At 69.1% G+C, this 21,454-nt stretch carries 21 protein-coding genes; 12 read left to right on the forward strand and 9 right to left on the reverse strand.

What is annotated here, in order from left to right:
- The first annotated feature begins 179 nt into the window (after positions 1-179).
- From ACFWY6_RS05960 to ACFWY6_RS06005, 10 genes are all read left to right on the forward strand, one after another.
- Positions 180-977: an SAM-dependent methyltransferase gene (locus ACFWY6_RS05960; RefSeq protein WP_384686807.1), complete on the forward strand. Its 798-nt coding sequence runs from the start codon at positions 180-182 to the stop codon at positions 975-977.
- Between the two features lie 142 nt (positions 978-1,119).
- Positions 1,120-1,869, forward strand: coding sequence for a GntR family transcriptional regulator (locus ACFWY6_RS05965; protein WP_384686848.1), 750 nt, complete (start codon positions 1,120-1,122; stop codon positions 1,867-1,869).
- A 146-nt stretch (positions 1,870-2,015) separates the two neighbouring features.
- Positions 2,016-3,017 carry a sugar ABC transporter substrate-binding protein gene (locus ACFWY6_RS05970; protein ID WP_384686809.1) on the forward strand — a complete coding sequence of 334 codons (1,002 nt, stop codon included), beginning with the start codon at positions 2,016-2,018 and terminating at the stop codon, positions 3,015-3,017.
- 95 nt (positions 3,018-3,112) lie between these two features.
- Positions 3,113-4,126, forward strand: a complete 1,014-nt coding sequence (locus ACFWY6_RS05975; protein ID WP_384686811.1) for a sugar ABC transporter substrate-binding protein — start codon at positions 3,113-3,115, stop codon at positions 4,124-4,126.
- Positions 4,123-5,184: an ABC transporter permease gene (locus tag ACFWY6_RS05980; RefSeq protein ID WP_384686812.1), complete on the forward strand. Its 1,062-nt coding sequence runs from the start codon at positions 4,123-4,125 to the stop codon at positions 5,182-5,184. Before ACFWY6_RS05975 ends, ACFWY6_RS05980 begins: the two co-directional genes overlap by 4 nt.
- Positions 5,181-5,996 (forward strand): ATP-binding cassette domain-containing protein, encoded by an 816-nt coding sequence (locus tag ACFWY6_RS05985; RefSeq protein WP_384686814.1) that lies wholly within the window; start codon positions 5,181-5,183, stop codon positions 5,994-5,996. Before ACFWY6_RS05980 ends, ACFWY6_RS05985 begins: the two co-directional genes overlap by 4 nt.
- Before the next feature lie 155 nt (positions 5,997-6,151).
- On the forward strand, positions 6,152-7,309 hold the full coding sequence (locus ACFWY6_RS05990; RefSeq protein WP_384686816.1) for an ROK family glucokinase: 1,158 nt from the start codon (positions 6,152-6,154) through the stop codon (positions 7,307-7,309).
- 4 nt (positions 7,310-7,313) lie between these two features.
- The gene (locus tag ACFWY6_RS05995) at positions 7,314-7,925 is read left to right on the forward strand and encodes a sugar kinase (protein WP_384686819.1); all 612 of its coding nucleotides are present in this window, start codon (positions 7,314-7,316) and stop codon (positions 7,923-7,925) included.
- A gap of 53 nt (positions 7,926-7,978) precedes the next feature.
- Complete coding sequence (locus tag ACFWY6_RS06000) at positions 7,979-9,250, forward strand: sulfite oxidase (RefSeq protein WP_384686820.1); 1,272 nt, start codon at positions 7,979-7,981, stop codon at positions 9,248-9,250.
- Positions 9,251-9,360: 110 nt separating this feature from the next.
- On the forward strand, positions 9,361-10,311 hold the full coding sequence (locus ACFWY6_RS06005) for a hypothetical protein (RefSeq protein ID WP_384686822.1): 951 nt from the start codon (positions 9,361-9,363) through the stop codon (positions 10,309-10,311).
- 39 nt (positions 10,312-10,350) lie between these two features.
- Here ACFWY6_RS06005 and ACFWY6_RS06010 read toward each other — a convergent pair whose 3' ends face one another.
- The 4 genes from ACFWY6_RS06010 to ACFWY6_RS06025 all read right to left on the reverse strand — a co-directional run bounded on the left by ACFWY6_RS06010 (position 10,351) and on the right by ACFWY6_RS06025 (position 15,580).
- A complete protein-coding gene (locus ACFWY6_RS06010) occupies positions 10,351-12,381 on the reverse strand; it encodes a TerD family protein (protein WP_384686850.1) in 2,031 nt (676 codons plus the stop codon).
- 173 nt (positions 12,382-12,554) lie between these two features.
- A complete protein-coding gene (locus ACFWY6_RS06015; RefSeq protein ID WP_384686824.1) occupies positions 12,555-13,601 on the reverse strand; it encodes a hypothetical protein in 1,047 nt (348 codons plus the stop codon).
- Between the two features lie 155 nt (positions 13,602-13,756).
- On the reverse strand, positions 13,757-14,701 hold the full coding sequence (locus tag ACFWY6_RS06020) for an ornithine cyclodeaminase family protein (protein ID WP_384686826.1): 945 nt from the start codon (positions 14,699-14,701) through the stop codon (positions 13,757-13,759).
- Between the two features lie 54 nt (positions 14,702-14,755).
- Positions 14,756-15,580 carry an HAD-IIA family hydrolase gene (locus tag ACFWY6_RS06025; protein ID WP_384686828.1) on the reverse strand — a complete coding sequence of 275 codons (825 nt, stop codon included), beginning with the start codon at positions 15,578-15,580 and terminating at the stop codon, positions 14,756-14,758.
- Positions 15,581-15,646: 66 nt separating this feature from the next.
- Between ACFWY6_RS06025 and ACFWY6_RS06030 the strand changes: the two genes are divergently transcribed.
- A complete protein-coding gene (locus ACFWY6_RS06030) occupies positions 15,647-16,294 on the forward strand; it encodes a hypothetical protein (RefSeq protein WP_384686830.1) in 648 nt (215 codons plus the stop codon).
- Here the strand turns inward: ACFWY6_RS06030 and ACFWY6_RS06035 are convergent.
- From ACFWY6_RS06035 to ACFWY6_RS06055, 5 genes are all read right to left on the reverse strand, one after another.
- Positions 16,288-17,097, reverse strand: coding sequence for an alpha/beta hydrolase family protein (locus ACFWY6_RS06035; protein ID WP_384686832.1), 810 nt, complete (start codon positions 17,095-17,097; stop codon positions 16,288-16,290). The genes ACFWY6_RS06030 and ACFWY6_RS06035 overlap by 7 nt on opposite strands.
- A 112-nt stretch (positions 17,098-17,209) precedes the next feature.
- Positions 17,210-18,325 (reverse strand): hypothetical protein, encoded by a 1,116-nt coding sequence (locus ACFWY6_RS06040; protein WP_384686834.1) that lies wholly within the window; start codon positions 18,323-18,325, stop codon positions 17,210-17,212.
- A gap of 39 nt (positions 18,326-18,364) precedes the next feature.
- Positions 18,365-19,489 (reverse strand): hypothetical protein, encoded by a 1,125-nt coding sequence (locus ACFWY6_RS06045; RefSeq protein WP_384686836.1) that lies wholly within the window; start codon positions 19,487-19,489, stop codon positions 18,365-18,367.
- A gap of 133 nt (positions 19,490-19,622) precedes the next feature.
- Positions 19,623-20,456, reverse strand: coding sequence for an MBL fold metallo-hydrolase (locus ACFWY6_RS06050; RefSeq protein WP_384686838.1), 834 nt, complete (start codon positions 20,454-20,456; stop codon positions 19,623-19,625).
- Positions 20,457-20,653: 197 nt separating this feature from the next.
- A complete protein-coding gene (locus ACFWY6_RS06055) occupies positions 20,654-20,779 on the reverse strand; it encodes a hypothetical protein (RefSeq protein WP_384686840.1) in 126 nt (41 codons plus the stop codon).
- 330 nt (positions 20,780-21,109) lie between these two features.
- Between ACFWY6_RS06055 and ACFWY6_RS06060 the strand changes: the two genes are divergently transcribed.
- The gene (locus ACFWY6_RS06060; RefSeq protein WP_384686842.1) at positions 21,110-21,319 is read left to right on the forward strand and encodes a DUF6243 family protein; all 210 of its coding nucleotides are present in this window, start codon (positions 21,110-21,112) and stop codon (positions 21,317-21,319) included.
- Positions 21,320-21,454: the final 135 nt, after the last annotated feature.

The raw sequence follows: 21,454 nt of genomic DNA on the forward strand, positions 1-21,454 counted from the left end.
GTCAGCGATGGGGTTCCGCTTCCCCGGGCCGTCATCTGCCCCGATGTCGGCGACATGATCGGGAGTCCGAACTACGGTGTACAGCAGCGTTGTTCGGCCGAAGCGCCTGATCCATTGCCTGATCCATTGCCCGATCCATGGCCTGATCTATGGCCTGATCTATTGAGAGAAGCACTGTCATGAGCAGCGAACCAGCAGACATCCACAAGATAGACACGTCCCTGCCGCACAGCGCGCGCGTCTGGAACTACTGGCTTGGCGGCAAGGACCACTACGCGTCCGACCAGATGGCCGGTGATGCCTACAAGGAGAAGTTCCCGCTGATCGTCCCGATGGCCCGGGAGTCCCGCGACGTACTGCGCCGCTCGGTGACCTGGATGGCGCAGCAAGGCGTCAAGCAGTTCCTCGACGTGGGGGCCGGGCTGCCCACGGCCAACAACACCCATGAGATCGCCCAGCGCGTCGCGCCGGACAGCCGGGTGGTCTACGTGGATCACGACCCGATCGTCCTGATGCACGTGGACACGCTGCTCAGGAGCTCGCCCGAAGGCGCCACGGACTATGTCCTTGCGGACATGCGTGACACCGACACGATCCTTCAAGGCGCCGCGAAAACGCTGGACATGTCCCAGCCCGTCGGCCTCGTGATCAACGACGTATTAGGCCATATCTCCCCGTGGGAGGACGTTCTGACGTTGGTGCGCGGTCTGGTGTCGGGCCTTCCTTCGGGCAGCTACGCCTCACTGACGCACTCCGACGCCGACGACGAACTGCACCGCAGTGTGCAGGACGAGTACAACAACTCCGGCGCGATCCCCTACATCCTGCGCAGCCCGGAGCAGACGGTCTCCCTCTTCGACGGCCTTGAACTCGTCGACCCCGGGTTCGTCCCCTGGCCGAAGTGGAAGCCGGACTCGGCGATGCCGGGCTCGCTGACCATCCGGGCCGGATGGGTCGGTGTCGCGCGGGTGCCGTGACGCCGCCCGCGGTGCATTGCACGGGCCAGGGCCGAGCCGTTGTCCGCGCCGGGTTTGTCCGGACAACAGAACTTCAGAACTTCCCGTCATCATTCCCTGGGGCTACGCTCGGCCCGTGCCCAAATCTGCCGCCAAACCAGCCGTGGACCCGACGGTCTCCCTGCAGCTCGGCGTCGACCGCAGCAGCCCGGTCCCGCTGTACTTCCAGCTGTCCCAGCAGCTGGAGGCGGCGATCGAGCGCGGCGCCCTCACCCCGGGCAGCCTGCTCGGCAACGAGATAGAACTCGCCGGACGCCTCGGTCTGTCCCGGCCGACCGTCCGCCAGGCCATCCAGTCGCTCGTCGACAAGGGGCTGCTCGTGCGGCGCAGAGGCGTCGGCACCCAGGTCGTGCACAGCCAGGTCAAGCGCCCGCTGGAGCTCAGCAGCCTCTACGACGACCTGGAAGCGGCCGGTCAGCGGCCCGAGACCCGCGTCCTGCTCAACACCGTCGAGCCCGCGTCCGCCGAGGTCGCGGCCGCCCTCGGCATCGCGGAGGGCGATGAGGTGCACCTGGTCGAGCGGCTCCGGCTCGCCCATGGGGAGCCCATGGCGTACCTGCGCAATCACCTCCCGGCCGGGCTGCTCGCGCTCGACACCGACCGGCTCGAGGCCACCGGCCTGTACCGCCTGATGCGGGCCGCCGGCATCACCCTGCACAGCGCACGCCAGTCCGTCGGCGCTCGCGCCGCCACCGCGGGGGAGGGCGAGCGGCTCGGCGAGCCCGCGGGCGCCCCGCTGCTCACCATGGAGCGCACGACCTTCGACGACACGGGCCGCGCGGTCGAGTTCGGCTCGCACATCTACCGGGCCTCGCGCTACTCCTTCGAGTTCCAGCTCCTCGTACGGCCGTAGATTCCAGGTCGCTGGTTCCAAGTCGCGGTTCCAAGTCGCTCACGGTCGTAAGAATGTTCTGACAAATCCATTGACGGTGCCGCGCACCCACCGCTAGAACTCCCCCCAGCCGCACCGAGGCGGCCGGGAGAAGAGGTGGTCCCACCATGCGCACATCCCGTACGGCGACAGGTGTCGCGGCCTGCATCACGGTGATCGCCCTCGCGGCCGGATGCAGCAGCTCCGGCGGCAAGGACGACGAGGACAAGTCGGGCGACGGCGGAGGCGGCGGCAAGGGCGTGAACACGCCCCGCCTCAAGATCGCCATGGTGACGCACTCCGGGGAGGGCGACACCTTCTGGGACATCGTGCAGAGCGGCGCCAAGCAGGCCGCCCGCAAGGACAACGTCGAGTTCCTCTACTCCAACGACAAAGAGGCCAAGGGCCAGGCCGAGCTGGTCCAGTCGGCGATCGACAAGAAGGTCGACGGCATCGTCGTGACCCTGGCCAAGCCCGAGGCGATGAAGACGGTACTCGGCAAGGCCGAAGCCGCCGGGATACCCGTCGTCACCATCAACTCCGGCGGCGAGTTCTCCGCCGACTTCGGCGCGCTCGGCCATATCGGGCAGGACGAGTCCGTGGCGGGCGAGGCCGTCGGCGACGAGCTGACCAAGGGCGGCAAGAAGAAGGTGCTCTGCGTCATCCACGAACAGGGCAACGTCTCGCTGGAGCAGCGCTGCGCGGGCGTCAAGAAGACCTTCAAGGGTTCGGTCGAGAACCTCAACGTCGAAGGCACCAACGCACCGAACGCCCAGTCGTCCATCAGCGCGAAGCTGCAGGCCACCAAGGACATCGACGCGGTGGTCACGCTCGGCGCGCCCATCGCCGCGCTCTCGGTGAAGGCCAAGGAGGACGCGGATAGCGAGGCGGAGGTCGCCACCTTCGACCTGAACGCCGAGGTGGTCAAGCGCCTCAAGGCCAAGGAGGTCGGCTTCGCCGTCGACCAGCAGCCCTACCTCCAGGGCTACCTGGCCATCGACGAACTGTGGCTCTACAAGACCAACGCGAACGTCATCGGCGGCGGCAAGCCCGTCCTCACCGGACCCGCGATCGTCACCGAGAAGGACGTGCCGAAGCTGGAGAAGTACACCGCCCGCGGTACCCGATGAGTACATGCGTGATCCGCGTGGTCGATACTTGGGCGGCTGGGGCCGGGGATCCGGACCGGCCTCACCGAGGAGCAGAGCAAGAAGGGCACGGCGTCGTGGCAAGGGTTCAGACAGGGGTACGTGCGGTGGGCGCCGTGCTGGTCGCGGTGCTCGGGGTATCCCTTGCGGGGTGCAGCAGCACCGGCGGCAAGCGCGCGGAAGACGCCCGCAAGGCGGCAGCGGCACAGGGGAAGGCGGCGGTGAACACGCCGCGCTGGACCTTCGGGATGGTGACCCACTCGGGCGACGGCGACACGTTCTGGGACATCGTGCAGAACGGCGCCGAGCAGGCGGCCGTCAAGGACAACATCAAGTTCCTGTACGCCCATGACGACGAGGCGCAGCAGCAGGCCCAGCTCGTGGACTCCTACGTGGACAAGAAGGTCGACGGCATCATCGTGTCGCTGGCCAAGCCCGACGCGATGAAGGGCCCGCTGGCCCGCGCCAAGAAGGCCGGCATCCCGGTGATCACCGTGAACTCCGGCTCCGCGGAGTCCAAGGAGTTCGGCGCGCTCACCCACATCGGCCAGGACGAGACGATCGCGGGCGAGGCGGTCGGCGAGGAACTCAACAAGCGCGGCAAGAAGAAGGCGCTCTGCATCCTGCACGAGCAGGGCAACGTCGGCCACGAGCAGCGCTGCGACGGCGCGAAGAAGACCTTCGACGGCAAGCTGCAGAACCTGTACGTGACGGGCACGAACATGCCCGACGTGCAGTCGTCCATCGAGGCCAGGCTGCAGTCCGACCAGGACATCGACGCGGTCGTCACGCTCGGCGCGCCCTTCGCGGACGCCGCGGTGAAGGCCAAGGACGGCGCGGGCAGCAAGGCGGAGATCGACACGTTCGACCTGAACGAGAAGGTCGCGGCAGGCCTCAAGTCCGGCACCCTCGGCTTCGCCGTCGACCAGCAGCCCTACCTCCAGGGCTACGAGGCCGTCGACCTGCTGTGGCTGTACAAGTACAACGCCGACGTCCTCGGCGGCGGCAAGCCGGTCCTGACCGGACCGCAGATCATCACGAAGGACCAGGCCGCCGAGCTGGAGGACTACGCGAAGCGAGGGACCCGATGACAGCGACCGCACCCGCGCCCGCCCCGTCCCCGGACACCAAGACGGACGAGCGCCTCCTGAAGACCTCGCCGCTGAAGAAGCTGATGGGCCGCCCCGAGCTCGGCTCGGTCGTCGGCGCGATCGCGGTCTTCCTCTTCTTCGCGATCGTCGCGGACAGCTTCCTGCAGGCCAACAGCCTCGCCACGGTCCTGTACGCCGCGTCGACGATCGGCATCATGGCGGTGCCGGTGGCGCTGCTCATGATCGGCGGCGAGTTCGACCTGTCGGCGGGCGTCATGGTGACGACGTCCGCGCTGATCTCGTCGATGTTCAGCTACCAGATGACGGCGAACGTCTGGGTGGGCGTCCTCGTCTCCCTGCTCGCCACCCTCGCGGTCGGCGTCTTCAACGGCGTCATGCTGACCCGCACCGACCCGCCGAGCTTCATCATCACGCTCGGTACGTTCCTGATGCTGACCGGCATGAACCTCGGCTTCACCAAGCTGATCAGCGGCACGGTCTCCACGAAGTCGATCGCCGACATGGAGGGCTTCTCCTCCGCGAAGGACGTCTTCGCGTCGGCGATCACCATCGGCGGCGTAGATTTCAAGATCACGATCGTCTGGTGGCTTGCCCTGATCGCGGTCGCCACCTGGATCCTGCTCCGCACCCGCGTCGGCAACTGGATCTTCGCGGTCGGCGGCGGCGAGGACGCGGCCCGCGCGGTGGGCGTCCCCGTCGCCGCAACCAAGATCGGCCTCTACATGGGCGTCGCCTTCGGCGCCTGGATCTCGGGCCAGCACCTGCTCTTCTCGTACGACGTCGTCCAGTCCGGAGAGGGCGTCGGCAACGAGCTGATCTACATCATCGCGGCCGTCATCGGCGGCTGTCTGATCACCGGCGGCTATGGCTCCGCGGTCGGCGCGGCGGTCGGCGCGCTGATCTTCGGCATGGTCAGCAAGGGCATCGTGTTCGCCGAGTGGAACCCCGACTGGTTCAAGTTCTTCCTCGGAGTGATGCTGCTCCTGGCGACCCTGCTCAACCACTGGGTCCGCAAGCGCGCGGAGGCGACGAAGTGACCGAGACACCGACCGACGCCGCGCCTCAGACCCAGGCCCGCACCCCGCTCGTCGAGCTCGACGACGTCAGCAAGTACTACGGCAACATCCGCGCCCTCGAAGGCGTCTCCCTGGAGGTCCACGCGGGCGAGATCTCCTGCGTCCTGGGCGACAACGGCGCGGGCAAGTCCACCCTCATCAAGATCATCGCGGGTCTGCACCAGCACGACGCGGGCACCTTCCGCATCGAGGGCGAGGACGCTGAGCTCTCCTCCCCGCGCGAGGCCCTGGACCGCGGCATCGCCACGGTCTACCAGGACCTCGCCGTGGTCCCCCTCATGCCGGTCTGGCGGAACTTCTTCCTCGGCTCGGAGCCGACGAAGGGCGCGGGCCCCTTCCGCCGCATGGACGTCGACTTCATGCGTGAGACGACCCGCGCGGAGCTGCTGCGCATGGGCATCGACCTGCGCGACGTCGACCAGCCCATCGGCACTCTCTCGGGCGGCGAGCGCCAGTGCGTGGCGATCGCGCGCGCCGTCTACTTCGGCGCGAAGGTCCTGGTCCTTGACGAACCGACGGCGGCGCTCGGCGTCAAGCAGTCGGGCGTCGTCCTGAAGTACGTCGCCGCCGCGCGGGACGCGGGCCTCGGCGTGGTCTTGATCACCCACAACCCGCACCACGCGTACCTGGTCGGCAACCGTTTCATCCTCCTGAAGCGCGGCGCGATGTTCGGCAGCTACGCCCGGTCCGAGGTGACCCTCGACGAACTGACCCGCCAGATGGCGGGCGGCTCCGAGCTGGACGACCTCCGTCACGAACTGGAGGGACGCTGAGCAGCGCCCCGCCGCCGGGGGCGCCCCTTTAGGGGCGCGGGGAACTGCGCGAGCAACCACGACGGCCCCGCAGCCGAAAGCGGCCAGGCGGCAGCGGGACCGAGCCCCAGGACACCGGTAAGCCACAGCGGCAGCGCAATGGCAGAATCCAGGCAATGAGCACCTACCGCGACCTCGCGCACCGCGGCTCCGCACGAGCCACCGTCCTGCGGACCGTGGGCACGCGTGAGCGCCGATCGCATCTGACGGCGCCCCGCGTGCCCACCGTCGGCATCGACATCGGCGGCACGAAGGTGATGGCGGGCGTCGTCGACGCCGACGGCAACATCCTGGAGACGCTCCGCACGGAGACCCCGGACAAGTCCAAGAGCCCCAAGGTCGTCGAGGACACCATCGTCGAGCTGGTCCTCGACCTCTCCGACCGGCACGACGTGCACGCGGTCGGCATCGGCGCGGCCGGCTGGGTGGACGCGGACCGCAACCGCGTCCTGTTCGCCCCGCACCTGTCCTGGCGCAACGAACCCCTCCGCGACCGCATCTCCGGCCGCCTTGCCGTGCCCGTCATGGTGGACAACGACGCGAACACGGCGGCGTGGGCCGAGTGGCGCTTCGGGGCGGGCCGCGGCGAGGACCACCTCGTCATGATCACGCTGGGCACCGGCATCGGCGGCGCGATCCTGGAGGACGGCGCCGTCAAGCGCGGCAAGTTCGGCGTGGCCGGCGAATTCGGGCACATGCAGGTCGTCCCCGGCGGCCACCGCTGCCCCTGCGGCAACCGCGGCTGCTGGGAGCAGTACAGCTCCGGGAACGCGCTGGTCAGGGAGGCCCGGGAGCTCGCCGCGGCCGACTCCCCGGTGGCGTACGGCCTGATCGAACGGGTCAAAGGCAACATCCCCGACATCTCGGGCCCCCTGATCACCGAGCTGGCCCGCGAGGGCGACGCGATGTGCGTCGAGCTGCTCCAGGACATCGGCCAGTGGCTCGGCGTCGGCATCGCGAACCTCGCCGCGGCCCTCGACCCCTCCTGCTTCGTGATCGGCGGCGGCGTCAGCGCCGCCGACGACCTCCTCATCGGCCCGGCCCGCGACGCCTTCCGCCGCCACCTCACCGGGCGCGGCTACCGCCCCGAGGCCCGCATCGCCCGCGCCCAGCTCGGCCCCGAGGCGGGCATGGTGGGCGCCGCCGACCTGGCCCGCCTGGTCGCCCGCCGCTTCCGCCGCGCCAACCGCCGCCGCGTGGAGCGCTACGAACGCTATGAGCGGTACGTCGAAGCGCGCCGCTCCAACAACCGCACCTCTCAGGGAACCCAGTAAGCAGATGACCGTGCCCCGCCAGCCCTCGTCCCCGGACTCCCCGGACTCATCGGATTCCCCGGACTCCCCGGACGGGGGCAAGCGTCCCCCTGAGGACCGCCGCCACATGATCCGCCGCCGCTGGCTGACGGCGACGATCATCGTCCTGCTCATCGGCGTACCCGCCGGCTATCTGGTGATCTCCGCCAACCAGAGCCGCAACAGCGGGCGCGACAAGGAGGCCAAGTACTCCGCGACGGGCCTCACGGCGGGCTGGCCCTCCAAGGTGCAGCGCCGCCTGTACGACGTGCCGATCCCGCCGTACTCCAGGGAAGTCGCGTACTACGAGACGAACAACTGGCGCACCAGCCGCCTGTACGCCCAGTTCCTGACGAGCAACAAGGGCCTGAACAAGTTCCTCAAGCAGATCGGCACGAGCACCGCCGACCTGGAGAAGAACGACATCACGATCAGCAAGCGCGACCGCAAGGTCGTCGGCTGGGAGTTCACGGACCCGGGCCCCTGGTACGGCCTCACCCACGAGCAGAAGGACCCGATCCCGACGCTGGACGTCGTGGTGAACCGCGCCAACCCGGACCACCCGATGGTGTACGTAGTGTCTACGACAACCCCGTAACTGGCGTGTTTCGCCGGTGAGTTGTCCGAGGGGCGGCTCGTACGATGACGCCCATGATCTCCAAAGGGGTGTCCGAAGGGGCGTACGACGGACGTCGCGGGGCCCAGTGGCTCGCGGGGGAGGCCCGGGCGGCCGGGGTGGCGCGCAGGGACATGCTGCGGCTGCTCGCCGCGGCGGGCGGGGCATCGGCGCTGGCACTGGCCGCCCCGCGCGCGGAGGCGACGGCAGGCACCCGGAGCTCCGCACCGGGCATCGTGAAACCCCTCCCGTCGGACCGCTTCACGATCCGGGGCACCAACGCGGAGACAAAGTTCGAGTCTCTGTCCGCGACCGGCCATCGCACCCCGGCCTCCCACTTCTTCGTACGCAACCACACCTCGACCCCGCGGCTCGACGCGAAGACCTGGAGGCTGAGGATCTGGGGCGACGGACTACGAGACGGCCCAAGGGAGTTCACCCTCGCCGACCTCAAGCGGTTCCCTTCGGTGTCGCGCACGGCCTTCGTCGAATGCGCGGGCAACGCCCGCAGCTTCTTCGCCACGCAACAGGGCACCCCCGTCTCCGGCACCCCCTGGACCCTGGGCGCGATCGGCAACGCCCACTGGCGCGGCGCACGCCTCTCCGAAGTCCTGCGCCTGGCCGGAGTGTCCCGCCGCGCCGTGGACGTGCTGCCGCGAGGCCTGGACGCCGACTACGTCACGGACGACGGCACGAACCTGGGCAGAGTCCGCCGCCCCCTGCCCCTGTCCAAGGCAATGGACGACGTGATCCTGGCCTACGAGATGAACGACGCCCCACTCCCACCGGACCACGGCTACCCGGTCCGGATCCTCGCCCCCTCCTGGGTGGGCATCGCCTCGATCAAATGGCTGGGCGACATCGAGGTCTCCACGACCCCCCTCTACTCACCCTGGAACACGGACTTCTACCGCCTGTTCGGCGAGGCGTACCCGGACGAGGGCAGCACCCCCCTGACCCGCCAGACCCTCAAGTCCGCCTTCGAACTCCCGTGGAACGCAAGCCTCCCGGCCGCCAGAACCCACCACCTGACCGGCCGCTCCTGGTCGGCGTCCGGCGCCATCACCCGGGTCGACATCAGCACGGACGAGGGCACCACTTGGCACCCCGCCCACCTCAACGACAAGCCCCAACCGTCGAGTTGGACCCGCTGGACCACAACCTGGCACCCCAAGACCCCCGGCCCGACCACCCTCCTGGCCCGCGCAACGGACACGACTGGCCGCACCCAGCCGGAGGCGACGGTGCACAACACGCAGGGGTATTTGTTCGATGCGGTGGTGCGGCATGTGGTGCGGGTGGTGTGAGACCGCTGATTGAACAGTCCGAAGGAGTACTCGCCGTGCGGGTCCTGGTATCACCGTCCTATGGCAGCGCCGAGACGCGTCGGCACTGGGCTGACACCCTCGCACAGCCAGTGGACTTCACCGACAGTCGGTACGCGGAGGCGCTCACCACTGAGCAGCGGGCCATGCTCTTGGACTTGCACCCCGAAGGGAAAGCCCGGTTCTGGGGAGCGACGCCCAGCCACGACGGGAAAATGCAGGGTGTCGCCACTGGGGACGTGGTGCTCTTCACGGGAGAGAACCGGGTGCGAGCCGTGGGCGAGGTGGGTGTGATCTTCCGTAATCAGGAGTTGGCCGACCGTTTGTGGCCGCCGTCCGTGGACGGCAAGAGCTGGCACACCGTCTACACACTGCTGGACCTCGCTGATGCTGCCATTCCCTATGCGGACCTGAACATGGCGATCGGCTACAGGCCGGCCCATAACTTCCCCGGTCAGATGGTGCTGAGGGATGACAAGGCGCGCTCGGTGCTCGAGGAGTTCATGATCACCCCGGGGACGGAATGGGATCGGGAGACGCGCGATGTCGTGCCTCCCTTCGATGAGTACAGCCGTCAGGCCACCCGTATCGCAGCGCTGGAGGAGCAGCGCACACGGCGAACGTCGTACGGCCGCAGCGGGCGCCTGATAGTCGTCAATCGCCGTGAGTCCAGCCTCGTAAGTGAGTTCAAGCAGCGGCTCCTCGCCGAAGGGCGCACGGTGGCCCGCTTCTACTGCCCTGGCGGCATCAGCGATCTCTACGTGACCGACGGCAGCGGGGCCGAGTTGATAGAGGCCAAGAGCAACTCGGGGCACCGGTACGTCCGTCAGGCCCTGGGCCAACTCCTGGACTACGCACCGCACAGCCCGCAGGGAGCCGACCGCCTCAGCGCCCTCTTCCCGGACCGCCCGGCCACGGGCGACGTCGCTCTGCTCCACCGGTATGGAATCGATTGCGTCCATCGCGTGGGGCAGCGGGAATTCGAGAGGTCGCCGGCGCCCGAAGGGTGCCGGGACCTTATGCGTCAGATCTGGTCGAGGTGAAGGCGGCTCGTACAGACCGACTCGGGAGCCTGGGAGCGTCTAGTCGGCGCTGTTCGGCTTCACGCGCCCGGTCGAGCGCTGTCCCAGTGGGGTGATGACGGTCGAGTGGAAGCGGTCAACAGCGGAGTCCACGCTACGGATGAAGCCGGACTCGGCATTACCCCGAGTGCTTCCCACTCCTCTGGAGAGCGAGAGCCGGAACCCGGTGATGCGCTGCGATCCCGCCGGAAGCAGATCTCCAGGTTCTGGACGCAGGCGCTCCAGTGTGCCGCGCGGTCCCGTTCCTTCTTCGTCAAGGAGAGTTTGGACGTGCAGATCGGCCGGAGCCTCGCTGAGCTGCTTCATCAGCCGTTTCACCCAGGTGAGCGGGTATCCCTGCTCCGGCGCCGGGATCTCGACGGAGGTTCGCAGTCTGCCCAACCGCAGGTCCGCGCTGATTGTCAGAATCCCGACCGCTCCGTCCACCCGGATCTCGGCATGCAGCCGCCCCTCGTCACCCAGCCGGTCCGCGAGCTCCGCGCGACGTGACTGCGGATCGGTCCCACGCTTGGCACGCTGGACCGGCACCACCTTCGTGCCCAGCTCGCCGCCGAGGCGCAGGCAGACCTGTCGGATCAGACGCTCCCAGCTCTCCACGACAAGTACGGTGCGTGGATCGCCGGGGCAGAGAGTCTCGTCGTCGATGCCATTGCGCACCGGGACCCACGCCGGCCCCATGTTCTGGAACCCGTGACATCCGGAGTTCTCGTGCTGGAGGTAGTGGAGCAGTTCCTGCAGCAGCCACGCATGGGCTTGGTGACGTACACCTTCGTGGCGAATCAGCATCTGGGCCTGATGTGTCACTTCGGCCCAAGAGAGGTGCCAGAGCGCGACTTTGTTCTTGCGGCGCCCGTCGATCTTCACCTCGACGAGCGGGCTTCCCTCCAGGGCCACATCGTTGGAGAGGGTGATGACCGCTTCGTATCCACGCCGGGCGGCGATGTCCATGTAGTCCTGGATCTGATCGCCCTTGAGGGGGTTGCCGTTGGTCTTGGTCTCCACCAGGGCAGTCCACAGCCGCCCTGCGCGTTCGACGCGAATGACTCCGTCCGGGCGTTTCGGGTTCTCGCCGTGCGGGAGAGTGACCTCGGTGAAGGTCTCCATGCGGCCCGATGGAGCTCCGAATGCCGCGGTGAGACGGCGTCCGAACTCGGGAACCTGCGCCATCACCGACAGCAGGATCGACGTGGCCCTGGTCTCACGTTCCCTGTCGCTCTTCAGCGACGCCGGAGGGAACAGACGGGCGGCCCGCCATGAGTCGTTCTCCGCGAGAGAGGCCTTCTGCGCCTTGGGGAGGGTGACCTTCTTCTTGGCTGTACGCAGACGACGTGAGGGAGCAGGAGGAGTGGACTGCTCCGGTGTGCGCTGAGCGGGGACGGGTGTCGGCGCATCACCGACAGGATCCGGTTCGACCGTCGTCTGCGACGCTTCAGAGACTGTCGCTCCACTCGCGGCGTCGGCCTCGGCTTCGGCTTCCTGGCCGTCATCCTCGTCGATCTCAATGCCGTAGTCCGTGGCCAGTCCCGCAAGGCCGGTGTCGTAGCCCTGGCCTACGGCACGGAATTTCCATTCGTCATTGCGCCGGTAGATCTCGCCGAAGACGAAGGCGCTCTCCACGCTCGCATCCGGGATGGCGAAGCCGAGGAAGCCGTCACCGGACCCGTCGGTCAGGGTGAGCCGTAAGCTCTCCAACTCGCCGAACTGGGCCCGCTGATGACGGCTTGCCGCAATGACCACGCGGTCGACATCGGCCGGGAGCGCGGCGAGGTCCAGCTGGATCCGGTCCTCGTTGCCGTTCTCCGTCGGCGTGATCCCCAACAGCTGAACGCTTCCGTCCGCCGCAGCAGGGTTGTTGTAGAAGAAGAAGTCGGAGTTGCTGCGGACCTTTCCCATCTCGCTCAGCAGCAACACGGAGACATCCGCGTCGCCCTGGCCGCTCGGACTGCTCCAGCTCAGACTGACGATGACGGAATGTGCGTTGTCGCTGAGCGCGGACAGAGTCGCGTTGGCGCCTTTGACGATTTCATGCAAGGCGAGATCCCCCCCCACAGGATGCAGGGCGGCTGGGCCACGGCCGAACTGCCCTTGTCTGACAAGAGATTGAGCTCTCCCCAAGAGCTTGGCCTGGAGCCTACCCGCGTGCGATGTGGCGCCCCGCCGATATGGGAAAGAACGGAAGCGTCCCATGTCTGTTGTGTCTCTTGTCAGATATCGCCTGAAGAGAGTTGCTGAGTGACCACTGCCAAGTGGTGGGAAGTCGCCCACGCTCTCCACAGAGTCGCGTTCCCCGCAGTCGGCCTCACCCGCCGTGCGCAGAGGGAGAGTTGCTGATCACCCCAGGAGGTGGAGGCGCCCTGGCTGGGCCAGTGAGGGGAGGCGGTGAGGCGCTCGCAGAGCGAGAAGAAGTCGTCGTTGCCCTGTTGGCGGCGAGAGCAGACGTAGACCTGCCAGCTGTCAGCGACGGTGTAGCGGAGATTTGGATCGGGGATCGCTCTCCCGGGCTTTGGAGCGCTTGGATACGTGACTCCGTAGTCCGCGAAGTCCGGAAGCTGCCTGTCGTACGAGGTGGCGACCTTCTGCCAGAGGGTGGCATCAAGCCGGGGAACAGGAGTGATGTGGTCGCGCGGAAACCTGGCCCTGTCGAGCCGTGCCGGGAATGCGCCCGCCCCGATGGCAACGCTGTGCCAGGGCATCGGACTCAGCCAGTCGAGGGTCTCGGAAATACGCGGTGCCAGCATGTCGACGTCGGCGTCTGCGTGGATGGCACCGGCGTCTATGAGTATCTCGGCTTGCTCGCAGTCCAGGCGCATCCCAGTGAGGAGGCTCCTCAGCCGTCCCCACGCGACACGGCGCTCAAAGCCCGGTAGGGGCGGCGGGAGGCGTATCAGGACGCTCGTCTCATGGCGCCGCGTCCGCTCTCCTGCCGCGCGGAGCGTCTCTGGCGGTGACGTGATCCTGACGACTGGGCGGAGCGGAATGCAGCGCTCGTCGAAGACGGTGGCTACCCAGACGGCAGGCGGCACCCATGAGTTGCCGAGCTTTCGCCGCTCCGTGATCGCTGCGCAGTCCACAGCGACGGTCATCCCCGGAGGCAGGTGGTCCATCGCCCGGTCGGCGAGTGTCTGCAAGGGGTCCATCGCACCAGGTATGGCTTCCAGCACAGGACGGATCATCCTCTGCACTTCCGACGAGACCTCGCCGAGCGCCTGAATTTCCCCGAGCTTCCCTTTCAGGATCGGTACGTACGCCATCGGCACCCCCGAAGCTGCCCTTGCCCCGCCCAATCCGAGAGTCCGGTTGGATGGGAAGACAGGAAAGGGCGAAATCGGTCAGGAGTGGGTCGATTTCTGCGTAACCGGTGTTGCCGAGAGCTCCAGACGCTTCACGTGCCGTATGGCGAAGGGCTCTACTCGGCGGCCCACCCCTCGTACACGCTCACAGCCACCCCCAGGTCCTCCCAAGCCATCCCCGCCGACTTGAACAGCCGGGGCCGGTCGCCGGGGATTGTCGTCTCGCCGCGTGCCAGTTCGGCCAACGTCCGCAGCCGGGTCACGTCGAAGGTGCCCGCCTCGATCGCCAGGATGATGTCCCCGCACTCCCTCAGGGCCACGCCGTGGGACTCCGCCACCACCGAACCGCGGGACAGGAGGGCCTCGTCGACCTCGCGGGCGTCCGGTTCGTGTGAGCCCACCGCCGCCACCGTCGCGTGGTCCGCCAGCAGGGTGCTGTCGAAGAGGGGGGTGCGCGCCGTCGTGCAGCAGCAGATCACGTCGGCCGACGCGACGTCCGCCGCGGTGGCGGGCGCCGCCGAGAGGCCCGCGGTGCGGCAGCGTTCGACGAAGGCCGTCACCCGCTCCGGGGTCCGCGCGACCACGTCGACATGCTCCAAGGCGGGCCGCACCGCCCGGACCGCCTCCACGTGCCCCCAGGCCTGCGGGCCCGTCCCGAAGACGAGCAGGCGGCGCGCTTCCGGCACCGCCAAGTACTTGATCGCGGCGCCCGATACGGCGGGCGTCCGCAGGGACGTCAGGGCGATGCCGTCCATGAGGGCGCGCGGCGTGTGCGTCACGCCGTCCAGGAGTGCGTACATGCCCTGGATGCGGGGCAGGTCGCGGGCCGCGTTGGAAGGGGTGACCGTGGCGATCTTCACGCCTGTGTACGCGGTGGTGGCCGACGGCATCAGGAGGAGTTGGCCGCCGGGGATGTCGACCACGCCTCGGGGCGGTTCCGCTTCCGGGTCCAGATCTGTCTTCAGGACCGCTTCCACCGCCTCGATCGCCATGGACATGGGGATGAGCCGGGCCATCGTCTCGGCGTCGACGTACGGCGGCGGAACGGTTCCGGACGGCATGGGTGGGTCCTTTCGCGGTGCGGTGCGGTGCGGTGTGCTGTGGTGTGGTGTGGCTCAGTGGGAGGCCGAGGTCAGGCGGTCGATGAGATGGGGGAGTGCGGCGAAGGAGTCGAGCACGTGGTCCGGTGTGCCGGAGGCCGAACGGTGGGTCTCCGGAAGGTACTTGCCGGTCTTGACGAGTACGCCGGTGATGCCGCTGCGCTGGGCGGCGAGCACGTCGGACTCGATGTCGTCGCCGATCATGAGCGTTGCGGACGGCTCGGCGCCCAGATGCGCGAGCGCGGCGCTGAAGAAGGCCTCGGACGGTTTGCCGGTGACGGTCGCCTCGGCCCGGGCGGCCCGTTCGAGACCGAGGAGGAAGGCGCCCGTGTCGAGGTCGAGACCGTCGGCGGTGCGCCAGTAGAGGTTGCGGTGCATCGCCACGAGGGCGGCTCCCCGTTGCAGGTGACGGAAGACGCGGTTGAGGGCCGCGTAACCGAACTCGTCGCCCGCGCCGCCGAGTACGACGACGTCCACGTTCTCGTCCGCTTCCGTGTACTCGTCGACCAGTGTCACTCCCGTCAGGTCGGCCCTGATCTCACCTGCGTTGAGCAGCAGGCAGCGTGCGCCCGGGTGGTGCTCGCGCAGGTGGGCCGCGGTGACGGCGGGGGCCGTGAGGATGTCGTCGGCCGTGACGGGGAACCCCGCCTCCGCGAGGCGTGCGGCGATCGAGGCGCGGGTGCGCGAGGTCGTGTTGGTGACCAGTGCGAGCGGGAGCCCCGCCGCGCGCAGCCGCTCCATGGCCGCGACGGCGCCGGGGAGCGGATCCCAGGACACGGTCAGCACTCCGTCGATGTCGATGAGGACTGCGCCGATGCCGCCGACTTGCTCCAGCTCCATGGGACGACCGTACTCACTCAGGGGCCATCTCACTCAGCAGGCCTCCTCGCCCCGTACGGTGATCGAATGTCTGAGCGAAATGATGAGGCCGCCGAGCAGGTCACCGCTGCCTGGCTCCGGCTCACCGACTGGCTGCGGGTGAACGCTCCAACGTCGTACGCCTCACTGCTGCCGCCCGCTCCGGAGAGCGCGATCCACGCCGCCGAGGCCCAGCTGACGCAGCACCTCGGCTACGGACTGCCCGCCGAACTGGTGGCCGTGTGGCGGCTGTGCGGTGGTGTGGAGAACCAGTACATCGAGGAGAACGAGGAGGAGGGCGAGGTCGGCTCCGGGGATTTCCTGCCGGACGGGGCGTTGTTCACGCCGGCCGATGCGGTGCGCCCGAGGCTTCCGGGGATCGGCGAGCGCGACTACTGGCAGGGGGCCCGGGTGGTTCCGTGGGTTTCGCGGGACGCCGCCGGGCCGGAGTACGGCGAGTACGTGTCCGAGACCGGGGTCGGCCACTGGTCGACGATGGCCGGACCCGAGGTGTCAGAGCCGCGCCACCCGTCGATGGCCGCGTACTTGGCAGCCGTCCACCGCACGCTGACCGAGGGGCCGCCCGACCTGATGGGCTCCGATGTTCCCGGCATCGTGTGGGGCTGTCTCGTATGGGACGACCCGGATGATCCGCGCCTTGACGACGCTTTGGAGCACTGGACGCCCCTTCACTGAGCGAGCGGGGCCGCCGCCGCGAGGTGGCGGCGGAACCACCTGGTGAGGCCGGCGTCCACCGCGCGGGCCACTGGCAGCTGGGGCGCGGGCTCGATGCCGGGTTCTTCGGCGAGCGGATGCGCAAGACCGGGGATCGAAAGCAGTTCGGACCGCTCCCCGAGCGCGTCGACGAGGTCCGACGCATCGGCACGCAGCCCCGGATGATCCCGCTCGCCGCTGACGACGAGCAGCGGCGCGCGACCGGCGATGGCGCCCGTCTTGGCGACGAAGTCCAGGGTGTCGACGGCCTTCTCGGACTCGGCGTCGTACGGATAGCCGCCGGGGAACAGGTCGACGACGGACCGCATCCGGACGGCGGCGTTGACGACGGCGCCGGCGAAGACCGGGATCTCGGTGTCGGCAAGGATCCGCAGCGCGACGGCCCCGCCGAGCGACCCGCCAAGCACGCCGATCGGACCGTCAGCGACCGGCAGTTGCGCTCGGATCGAAGTCAGCGCGGCAGGGAACTCCTCGGCCGCCTGCCGGACGAACGGATGCAGATACGACATCAGGACGTCCTCGCGCATCAACGCCAAGCCGGCGTCCATGCTGCCGTCGACCATGCGCGCCCCGCACATCGGCATGCCGAGGTGCACCCGCCACGCAGGCACGTCGCTCATCGGCAGCGCGGCGGCGAACGCGGCGTCCGACCTCGGCGCGTCCAGCATGTGCCACGTGACGATCAGCGGCGCGGTCCCGCCGGCGGCCGGCTGCAGCGCGGTGAACGGCACACCGGCGGCCGTACCCGTGATCGGTGAGAGCATGCGGTCACGGTAGGTCCGCGGCGGCCTCCGGGAGCCGCGTATCGCCACCGGCGAAACCGGCGCGGCCGCAACGGAGTTCCGGCCACCGAGGACGGAGCTCCCGTACGTCGGCTCAGCCGAACCGCAGAACGCGCGGGGCGAAGGTGCCCTCGGGCCCGTCGGCCCGGCCGACCGACCACACCGTCTCCGTGCCCGGCACCGGCGCGAGCCGCAGCGCCCAGGATTCGCCCTCGCCGGCCACCGCCGGTTCGCTGTACTCGGTGAACGACCCTCCGTTCCAGGCAAGGAAATCCGGCCCGGGGACGAGCGGCGGATTGCTGCCCGGCGGGGCCCACTTCTGCGAGCGGGCCACCGAGACCCAGCCCAGCTCGCCGGACGTGCCGGGCGCCAGTGAGCTGATCGAGCCGAAGTCGGTGGGCACGGCGACCCGGTTCCACGCCTGCCCGTCGAAGCGGACGAGGAGGGGCGGAATCGGCTTGCCCGGCGGCCCGCCGACGAACCCGGCCGTGCCACCCGCCCACACCTCGGTCGGCGAGACCGCGAGCACACTGCTCACGCCCGACCGCGGGAACCCGCTGACGATCGTCTGCTGCCACTCCTGCCCGTTCCAGTGCGACACGGCCGCACCCGATTCGGTGGCGCCCGCGGCCCAGACGTCGTCGGCCGCCAGGATGTGCAGGCCGTACACGGATCCCGGCGGCACCGGCACGTCACGCCAGCCGCGCCCGTCCCGGCGCAGCAGCACCTGCGCGCCGTCCCGCGAACCGATCAGCCAGGTCTCACCGCCGCCGGCGACGACCTTGGTCAGCACGACACCGCGCGGCGGCCGGTTCTCGGACCAGGCCTTGCCGTCGTGGCGGAGCAGGTGGGCGCCGCCCGCCGAGTCGCGGCCGACCGCCCAGACCGCGGTCGGCGAGGTCGCGGCGATGGAAAGCAGCTCTCCCTGCCAGCCGATGCCGGGCAGAGCCTGGCGCTGCCACGCGGTTCCGTCCCAGCGCAGCACCAGCGGGAAGCCCGGCGCCTCGCGCCCGACGGCGTCGGCACCCACCGCCCACGCCCGGTCGGGCCCGAACGCCACGGCCTCGTTGAGACCGGCCTGTGGGCGAACCTGGGCCGGGACCGGAACGTGCTGCCAGGACGGGGGGTCCGCCGAGGCCGCGGCCGAGGACATGATCGCCACGATGGTCATGGCGACGGCGAGGGCCGCGACGAGAAGTCTGCGTGCCATGGGCAGTCTTCGTGCCAGGGGAAGTCCGCGTGCCATGGGTCAGCCTCCCAGCCGCTCGCTCATCAGGTTCGGTTTCGAGCCGTAGATCTCGGCGGTCCCGAAGGACAGCAGTTGGGACCCGGCCTTCGTCAGTACGCGCGGCTTGACGTCGATCCCGCCTGTGCGCTCCGGTCCGTACGAGAAAGTGGTGCGGGAGCCGTCCACCCGTGCGTACTTCGACTGGAACGCGCGGTCGCTGCGCACCGGCAGCCACAGCGCGCCGTCCGGGCCGCGCACCATGGCCCCGGTGTAGGTGTCGCCCAGCGGTGGGTAAGTGCTGCGCCAGGCATGCCCGTTGAAGGTCATCAGGTAGGTGCGGGCCACGCCGTCGGTGTACTGGCTGCCGCCGATGGTGACCCGGCCGTACGGTTCGAGCAGGATGGTGTGCACGTTGCTGTTCGGCGGCAGCGCCACGTTCGCGTCCCGCCATGCCGTGCCGTCCCAGCGCAGGACGGTCGTTCCGGCCCCGGTGCTGGTGTCCCCCCAGGCCCAGGCGTCGGTTGCCGTACGCGCAGTGATCCCCATGAGGTACAGCACGCCGTCCGGGGCGGACTGCGTCGTCCAGCCGGAACCGTCGTAGTGCAGCACCTTCAGCCCGGTGTCGTCCTCCCCGACCACCCATGCGGCACCCGGTACCGCGGCGAAGTCCTGGTACGTCCACAGGGTCTGCGGCAGCGGGACGGCACTCCAACCTGCCGGCCCTTCCGCCGACCGGCGCAGGATCTCCCCCTCACCCCCGCGGTTGTGGAAGATCCACACCTCCTCGCCGACGAACTGCACCTTGCCGAGCCAGCCGGGCTCACCGGCCCCGGGGAAGGTCGTGTCCCGGCTCCACGCCCTGCCGTCCCACCGGTAGAGCATCGGCCGCAGCCCATCGGAGGCGTGCTCGTACCCGGTCGCCCACGCCTCGCCAGGACCACGGGCGGCGAGATCCTTCACGGTCACCGGTGGGGCGGCGGCGGGGACCGGAAGTGCCGACCAGCGCGGATCCGCGGCAGCGGCAGCAGCGGCAGCAGGAGCGGTGCCAGCGGCGGCACCCGCAGCCGGCGTCACGGCCGCGGCCGGCGACACCACCGCGGCACACGCGAGCACGAGGCAGACAAGGACCGCACGGAGACCGTTCACGAGAACTCCCCAGGACGCACGCGAAGGCCGCACAGCCTATTGGCATGCACACGCCTGCGCACAGGCGGCATCCGGCCGATAGCGATCCCTGGCGGTCCCTAGCGGCACGAGGTGCCTTCCCAAGGCATCGCGGTCACGAACCGCCGGACGTCTCGTCGCCCGCACCGCTTTGGGCGAGGCGCCGGCGTTGCCCTTCGTGTATGTCGTTCACCCACTCCCAGCCAGGCTTGGCCGATGGGCCGAGCCGCGGGTCGCTGGGATCGTGGGCGTCACGCAGGGCGTGCACGTACGCCCGGTCCTGATTGATCCTTGCGCGTACCTGATCGGCTCTGGCGACGGACCCGTGACCGGGGATGAGGATATCGACGCCGTCCGCCACCTCCTCGAGCAGCCGCAGCCCGAGGAGGTAGTCCTCAATCGGGTCTGAGGTGTCGTCGAGCATCGGAATGAAGACATCAGAGAGCATGTCGCCGGCGACGAGAACCCCGCGCTCTTCGATCAACAGCGCCGCATGGCCCGGCGCATGCGCGGGATGCTCAATGATCCGGACCTTGGGGCCGTCCCAAGGAATCCGCGCGGCTTCAGCAGGCAGACCGGTAATGAGGCCGAACAGGTCCAGCGGTGTTTCCTCGGCGATTTCCGGCGGTAGCCCCTCGGCGGCGCGGGCCTTCCAGTCCGCGTGCGACAGCAGTTCTCGCATATGAGCCGCGCAGCGGGCCGTACCGTAACGAGGCGCTTCGCCGAGTTCGGCATGCCAGAGGACGTGATCCCAATCAGGATGCGTCGAGAACCCCGCTATGACGGGCTGGCCCAACCTACGAAGGTCGTTCGCCAGGCAGACCATTTCATCGCCCGTAATGCCGGCGTCCACGACCAGCACGCCGCCCTTTCCCTGCACGACAGCGGTGTTGTTCTGGAGCAATGCGCTCTGGTGGGTCAGCACACCTTCCGCGACCTGCTGGAGCATGGGGATCCTCCCGCTCGTGGTCGGCACACCCGCGTCTGGACCGGCACTCGAAAGCCCTGCCAAAAAGTCTGGCGCACACCACTCTCGGCGGCAATGGAGAGCTGATCCACTGACAAGAAGGGAGAAAGACCCGGACCGTCGTACCCGTCCGGGGCTGTCCCTGAGAGCGCATGGGGATCAGTGGGGATCAGTGGGGATCAGAAGTCGTACGGCTTGGAGGTGTTCCGGTTCAGGATGTCCGCGCCGGTCCACTGGAAATCCGACGCGGCGCCCGTCTCGTCGTACACGTTCAGCGAGACGCCCGGGTTCGTGTTGCCCGTCACGTCGCGCAGGGCGAGCGACCCCGCCGCCGCAGGCGGTCAGACCGCCCAGGGCGAGTGCGGCGGTGGCGGCGGCCAGGGCGGCGGTGCGGATGCGGGAAGTACGCATGTGAGGGTTCGTGGAATGCCGCGCCCCGCAGCCGCTCGACGCCGGCCCGGCGAAAAGCATGGTGTGCGGGACCGACGGAACCGGGTAACGTCTTGCTCATGTTCTTCCAGACGCTGATTTACGAGTGAGAGCGTGATGGGCCCCTGCCGACGTCCCTCGACGTCGCCGCGCCCGTCCCCCACCGATGAATCCGTAGGTCCCTTCACATCATTCCGGGAGAACCCGTGAGCAAGAACATCAACAACCCCGTGGGCATGGGCGGCGGCCAGCGTAAGAAGCTGTCCCGCGCCGAACGGCAGAACAACGGTCCGCACCGCAACCTCGACCGCCAGGGCGCCGCCGACCAGAAGGCGGAGCTGGTGCGCAAGATGCGCGAGAAGGTGGCCGCGGCCGAGGGCGCCGGGCAGCCGGGCGACGACACCGAACAGAGCTGACACACCGCCGCCGCAGGGCGGCACCGCATGGGGCAGGGGGCCGCGCCCGCCGCCGGGGGCGGGGGCGGCTGCCGATACCGGGGCGCGCGGGGCCGCCCGGGCCGCGCGCCCCCCCCCCCCCCCCGGGGGGGGGCT

It is taken from the genome of Streptomyces sp. NPDC059037, from assembly GCF_042740015.1.
In the GTDB taxonomy this organism is placed as follows: Bacteria; Actinomycetota; Actinomycetes; order Streptomycetales; family Streptomycetaceae; genus Streptomyces.